Origin of the sequence: Xanthomarina sp., from assembly GCF_035306605.1 — a bacterium.
Taxonomy (GTDB): Bacteria; Bacteroidota; Bacteroidia; order Flavobacteriales; family Flavobacteriaceae; genus Xanthomarina.
This window is the reverse complement of the sequence record NZ_DATGNR010000054.1, coordinates 1-4,565: the sequence shown is the minus strand read 5'-3', so window position 1 is coordinate 4,565 and position 4,565 is coordinate 1. Positions and strand designations below refer to the sequence as shown.

At 34.1% G+C, this 4,565-nt stretch carries 3 protein-coding genes; 2 read left to right on the top strand and 1 reads right to left on the bottom strand.

Annotated features, from left to right (window positions below):
• The first annotated feature begins 107 nt into the window (after positions 1–107).
• On the top strand, positions 108–1,022 hold the full coding sequence (locus VKY41_RS08090) for a PorP/SprF family type IX secretion system membrane protein (RefSeq protein WP_500813936.1): 915 nt from the start codon (positions 108–110) through the stop codon (positions 1,020–1,022).
• 18 nt (positions 1,023–1,040) lie between these two features.
• A complete protein-coding gene (locus tag VKY41_RS08085) occupies positions 1,041–2,939 on the top strand; it encodes an OmpA family protein (RefSeq protein WP_500813935.1) in 1,899 nt (632 codons plus the stop codon).
• A 60-nt stretch (positions 2,940–2,999) separates the two neighbouring features.
• Here the strand turns inward: VKY41_RS08085 and VKY41_RS08080 are convergent, their stop codons facing one another.
• On the bottom strand, positions 3,000–4,544 hold the full coding sequence (locus tag VKY41_RS08080; RefSeq protein WP_500813937.1) for an Rne/Rng family ribonuclease: 1,545 nt from the start codon (positions 4,542–4,544) through the stop codon (positions 3,000–3,002).
• Positions 4,545–4,565 lie beyond the last annotated feature (21 nt).

The window sequence follows — 4,565 nt, the reverse complement described above, 5'->3', positions numbered from 1 at the left end:
CCAACAGGAACATATTTCTATGTTATGAAGTATAAAGGAAGCGAAGTAAAATCAGCTTGGTTATATATTAATAGAGAAAAGTAAACTAACACAACCAAAATTTTATAATGAAAAAAATATATATCATTCTCGTATTCTTGTTTGCATTTGCATTGCAAATGCAGGCACAACAAGACCCTCAATACACACAGTATATGTATAACATGAACGTTGTAAACCCAGCTTACGCTGGGTCTTACGACGGTGTGGCTATAGGTGTTTTATACAGAAGCCAATGGGTAGGTTTAGAAGGATCGCCAAATACAGGTACATTTAACGTAAGTACACCTTTAGGTAAAAGAGTAGGTGGAGGCCTATCTTTTATCTCCGATGAAATTGGCCCTGTAAAAGAAAATAATGTTTATGCCGACTTTTCTTATACGTTGCCATTAGGGGGAGAACACAGGTTAGCCTTCGGTCTTAAAGCAGGAGCTACATTCCATGATATTGGACTTACAGGTTTAGATGCTATAGATTCGAATGATGCTTTATTACAAAGTGACGTTAATGAAGTTACACCAAATATTGGAGCAGGGGTTTATCTATACCAACCTAACAAATACTATGTATCTGTATCTATGCCAAACATGTTAAACTCAGTTCACTTAGATGCTAATGGTTATAAGATTGGATCAGAAACACAACATTTATTTGCAGGAGCAGGTTATGTGTTTACACTTTCTGATAATTTTAAATTGAAACCACATACTATGTTTAAAATGGCATTTGATGCGCCTATTAGTTTCGATGTGAATGCCAATGTTTTTATGTACGATATTGTTGAACTAGGTATTGGTTATCGTTTAGAAGATTCTTTTACAGCTATGGTTAATTTCTTAATTACACCAAATTTAAGAATTGGATATGCATACGATAATGTGGTGTCTGACTTAGACATAGTGACATCATCTTCACATGAGGTTTTTATTAATTTCGAAATCCCATTACTGAAGAAAGTATCACGTTCACCTCGTTATTTCTAATTACTTAAGCTAAACATTATGAAAAATTTAAAAATATTTTTTACACTTATATTGATGAGTAGTTTAAGTATAACTGCTCAAAACAAACAAACAAGAGATGCCGACAAGCATTTTAGTAAATTTGAATTTATTGAAGCCATTGCAGCCTACAACAAATTGGTGGAGAATGGAAATGGAGACGCGTATGTGTATGGTCAATTAGCAGAAGCTAATTACAACATATTTAGTACTACTGAAGCAGAACGATGGTATGCAAAAGCCCTGGAGGTTGATCAAAACAATCCAGAAATGATGTTTAAATACTCTCAAATGCTTAAAGCTAATGGCAAGTATACAGAATCTAACAAATGGATGAAGAAATTTGCTGAGGCAAAGCCTAAAGACGAAAGAGCTATCGCTTTTAAAGCGAACCCTGACTATATTCCTGGGATTTTAAGTGGTGATAAATTATATGATATTTCACCTTTAGAATTTAACTCCGAATTTACTGATTTTGGAGGAACTGTTAAAGATGGAAATCTATATTTCTCTTCAGCTAGAAATAATGCTAGAAGAAACTACGGATGGAACGACGAGCCTTTCTTAGATATTTACAGAGTAGCTATTGGAGGTGATACGGCTGGAATTGAAGCTGAATTAGTAAATGGTGTTAACTCAAAATACCACGAAGGATTAGTGACTTTTAGTCCAGATGGAAACACGATGTATTTCTCTAGAGAAAGCTTTTCTGAAGGTGATTTCGAGAAAAACAAAGAAACTAAAACTAAGAAAAGTGTGTTGTATTTATTCAGTGCTACCAAGGATGGTGATAAATGGGTAAATGTTCAACCACTACCTTTAAACAATAAAGAGTATTCAGTTAAAAATCCATCTTTAAGTAAGGATGGAAAAACATTGTACTTCGCTTCTGATATGCCTGGAGGTTTTGGTCTATTCGATATCTATAAAGTAGCTATTGATGATAATGGAAATTTAGGGCAGCCTGAAAATTTAGGAGCTAAAATCAATACTGAAGGACAAGAAATGTTCCCTTTTATCAGCGATAAAAATGTGCTTTATTTCTCCTCAAACGGACATTTAGGATTAGGTGGTTTAGATGTATTTCATACCACAGCATCTGGTGATGTTGTAAACGCAGGAGTTCCTGTTAACAGTAATTCAGATGACTTAGCATTTACAATTAACGAAGAAACAGGAGAAGGATTTGTTTCATCTAATCGCCCTGGAGGAAAAGGAGGAGATGATATCTATGCTTTAAAGCGCGTTGTTCCATGTCTTGTAAACGTTATTACAACAGTGGTGGATAAACAAACAAACAATCCTTTACCAGGTGTAGCTGTTACAATTAAAGATGCTAACGACCGTGTGGTCTCAACTCAAACAACTGATAGTAATGGAAAAGTGGAATACACGGTTTCTTGCGATAAGTCATTAGAGATTTCAGGAACGGTGAAAGATTATTTATCTAACTACGTAACTTTCTCAGGAAGTAAAGAAAAAGAGGCCTTAGTGCAACTTAATTTAGATCCAATTGAGGTAATTGTTGTAAAAGACAAGGTGGTTCTTAATCCAATTATGTTCGATTTTGATAAAGCTAATATTACTGCACAAGGCGCATTTGAATTGGATAAGTTAGTAGCAATTATGCAAAAGTATCCAGATATGGTTATTGTTGCAGAATCGCATACAGATAGTAGAGGTTCGGCTAAATATAACGAAAGACTATCTGATAGACGTGCTAAATCAACCGTTCAATACGTAATTTCTAAAGGAATTGAGGCTAATAGAATTTCTGGAATAGGAAAAGGAGAAAGCGATCCTAAAGTGAATTGTGGCGCTAACTGTACTGAAGAAGAACATCAATTAAATAGACGTTCAGAATTTAATATTATTAGTGGCGGACCAGCCCAAAAGTAGAAAACACTTAAAAAGTAGACATAAAAAAAGCCTTGCTAAATTAATAGCAAGGCTTTTTTATTATTTAATTTGATTACCATCTTGGTCAAAAAAATGATATTCTAAGTATGTGTAAGCATCTCTTGGTAAAACTTTAACCCATTTCTTATGTTCAAAAAACCATTTTGAACGAATCGATGGAAAGCCTTTTGTTAAGAAGGCTGCTATAAAAGGATGTGTGTTTAAAGTAACCTTTTTATAGTCTTTTTTTAATAATTGCTCCAAATCTTGATTGATCTTCTGTATTAATACAATGGGTGCTTCAACCTCTTCGCCATTAGTACCATTTGGGTTATCCTCTCTGGTTTTTATGTTCATTTCTGGGCGAACTCGCTGTCTCGTAATTTGTATTAATCCAAATTTACTTGGAGGTAATATTTTGTGTTTTGCTCTATCATGTTTCATTTCTTCTCGTAAATGATTGAAGAGCAATTTTCTGTTTTCAGCTTTAGTCATATCAATAAAGTCAACCACTATAATCCCACCCATATCTCGAAGGCTTAACTGTCTAGCAATTTCTGTTGCAGCAATTAAATTTACTTCTAAGGCAGTGTCTTCTTGGTTGTTTTCTTTATTAGATCTATTACCACTATTTACGTCAATTACATGTAAGGCCTCTGTATGTTCAATAATGACATAAGCTCCTTTTGCCATTGAAACAGTTTTTCCAAAAGACGTTTTTATTTGTCTTTCAATTCCAAACTTTTCAAAAATTGGGATATTAGATTGATATAACTTAACTATTGATTCCTTTTTGGGTGCAATTTCCTGCACATAATCTTTAATTTGAATGTAAAGCTCTTCATCATCAACATGGATACTTGTAAAGGAGTCGTTAAAGATATCGCGCAAAATTGACGACGCTTTATTCATTTCTCCTAATACTTTACTTGGATGATGGGCTTTATGTAGCTTATTACACATTGCGGTCCAGCGACCTAACAAATTTTGTAAATCTTTATCTAGTTCGGCTACTTTTTTGCCTTCAGCTACAGTACGTACAATGATACCGAACCCTTGTGGAGTAATACTCTTTACAAGGCGTTTTAATCGATCTTTTTCTTCTTTGCTCTCTATCTTTTGTGAAATAGAAATTCGGTCGGAAAAAGGCACTAAAACGATATATCTACCAGCAATAGAAAGCTCTGAGCTTATTCTAGGACCTTTAGTAGAAATTGGTTCTTTAGCAATTTGTACGAGTATAGACTGATTTGATTTTAAGACGTCATTAATTTTGCCGTCTTTATCAATGTCTTTTTCAAATGGGAATTTGCTAAGAGTAAAATCTCTTAGTTTACCTGTGCTTACACTTTTGGTGAACTTTAAAAGGGAAGGGAGTTTTGGACCTAAATCATGATAATGTAAAAAGGCGTCCTTTTCGTAGCCCACATTTACAAAAGCAGCATTTAAGCCTGGAACAGATTTTCTTACTTTGGCTATAAACACATCGCCAACAGAAAAGTTGTTGCTTCCTTCATCCTTATGTAATTCAATTAGTTTTCCATCTTTTAATAAGGCAAAATCAACATGTTCTGAACCAGATCGAATAATCAATTCTTTATCCATTTTGTTAATTTTTATCCATAC

What these genes read in the sequence shown, in the direction of transcription:
- VKY41_RS08090 (WP_500813936.1), top strand. Translation starts at nt 108, where the DNA reads ATGAAAAAAATATATATCATTCTCGTATTCTTGTTTGCATTTGCATTG.
- VKY41_RS08085 (WP_500813935.1), top strand. Translation starts at nt 1,041, where the DNA reads ATGAAAAATTTAAAAATATTTTTTACACTTATATTGATGAGTAGTTTA.
- VKY41_RS08080 (WP_500813937.1), bottom strand. Translation starts at nt 4,544, where the DNA reads ATGGATAAAGAATTGATTATTCGATCTGGTTCAGAACATGTTGATTTT.